Origin of the sequence: Nguyenibacter vanlangensis, from assembly GCF_013376155.1 — a bacterium.
Lineage (GTDB): Bacteria > Pseudomonadota > Alphaproteobacteria > Acetobacterales > Acetobacteraceae > Gluconacetobacter > Gluconacetobacter vanlangensis.
In genome coordinates this window covers 1-759 of sequence record NZ_JABXXP010001059.1, presented here as the reverse complement: position 1 = coordinate 759, position 759 = coordinate 1, and the positions used below count along the sequence as shown (strand labels likewise).

Sequence of the window (759 nt, the reverse complement as noted above, 5' to 3'; positions counted from 1 at the left end):
CGGCGCGGGCGCGCCATTGCGTCTATCTGCCGCAGGCCCTGCCGCCGCCCGTGCATCTGCAGGTGCTGGAATCCGTCATCGCCGCCCGCCGCGCCGGCCCCCACGCGGGCGGATGGCAGGACGACGAGGTGACCGAATCGCTGGAGATCCTGGCCCGCCTGGGCGTGGACCAGTTGGCGCTCCGCTACATGGACGCGCTGTCGGGCGGGCAGCGCCAACTGGTCGGGCTGGCCCAGGCGCTGGTGCGCCGTCCGGACGTGCTGCTGCTGGACGAACCGCTCAGCGCGCTGGACCTGCATCACCAGTTCTCGGTCATGGATATGGTCCGCCAGGAAACGCGCACGCGCGGCATGGTCACCGTCGTGGTGCTGCATGACCTGAATATCGCGCTGCAACGGGCCGATTACGCGGTCATGCTGTCCGACGGCAAAATCGAAGGCGCCGGCCCGCCGATGCAGGTCGTCACCGCTCCGGTGCTGCGGCAGGTCTATGGCGTGCGCGCGCGCATCGAACATTGCTCGCGCGGGCGGCCCCACGTGGTGGTGGACGGAGTGGAATAGGGGCGGAATGCCGGCCGAGCCGGGTCTTCAGCCCAGGCGCCATTCCGGCGTATGGACGGCCAGCCAGCGGCGCAGCGTCAGGACGGCGGAAATCTCGCCGGTCATGTCGCGCAGGCGGGGCCCGCAATCCGGCCCGGTGACCAGCTTGCGGCCATTGCCGACCGTCAGGGCCGCCACGGCGCCGCTCTCCTGCGCGACC

The 759-nt window shown here is 71.1% G+C and carries 1 protein-coding gene; it reads left to right on the top strand.

Translation table 11 applies throughout. The features are described 5' to 3' along the window. On the top strand, positions 1–560 hold a 560-nt coding region (locus HUK84_RS21200), incomplete at its 5' end, for an ABC transporter ATP-binding protein (protein WP_176641927.1). Between the last annotated feature and the right edge of the window lie 199 nt (positions 561–759).